This window comes from Citrobacter sp. TBCS-14 (assembly GCF_005280805.1).
GTDB lineage: Bacteria > Pseudomonadota > Gammaproteobacteria > Enterobacterales > Enterobacteriaceae > Citrobacter > Citrobacter gillenii.
In genome coordinates, this window is the sequence record NZ_SZWM01000359.1 from 1 (window position 1) to 594 (window position 594).

The following is a 594-nucleotide window of genomic DNA, read 5'->3' on the forward strand; positions in this document are numbered from 1 at the left end:
AGTACCAGTACGCGACCGCGCGCCACGCGGGCCAGCTCGGCAATCACCAGGCTTTTGCCTGCGCCTGTGGGGAGGACGATAACTGCCGGAGTACGGTGATGGCGAAAATGGTTGAGCGTGGCATCCACGGCTTCTTTTTGGTAAGGACGAAGAGTAAAAATCATGGGCTCACAATATGTAACAGTCTCGCGTATAGTATGCCACGAATCTTTTTCCCTTGAGGGAAGTTGTTAGCCCGCTATACTGAGCGGAAAACGGCTCCACTTTTCGGGCATAACGCTCGATTTCCGTATTGTTACAGGCAAAATCANCCACTTTTCGGGCATAACGCTCGATTTCCGTATTGTTACAGGCAAAATCACACTCATGCGACTTGATAAATTTATCGCTCAGCAACTCGGCGTCAGCCGCGCTATTGCCGGGCGTGAGATCCGTGGTAACCGTGTTACCGTCGACGGCGAAATCGTCAGAAATAGCGCTTTTAAGCTACTGCCAGAGCACGACGTAGAATATGACGGTAATTCCCTGGTTCAACAAAATGGCCCGCGCTATTTTATGCTGAATAAGCCCCAGGGTTATGTTTGCTCAACGGAT

Annotated in this window: 2 protein-coding genes; one reads left to right on the forward strand and one right to left on the reverse strand. The window is 50.8% G+C overall.

Annotated features, from left to right (window positions below):
- Nucleotides 1-164 (reverse strand): DEAD/DEAH box helicase family protein (locus FDX22_RS15495; protein WP_186805319.1); only part of this gene is annotated, 164 nt, incomplete at its 3' end.
- Nucleotides 165-366: 202 nt separating this feature from the next.
- Here FDX22_RS15495 and FDX22_RS15500 point away from each other — a divergent pair.
- Nucleotides 367-594, forward strand: a 228-nt coding sequence (locus tag FDX22_RS15500) for a S4 domain-containing protein (protein ID WP_255432932.1), incomplete at its 3' end; no start/stop codon positions are given.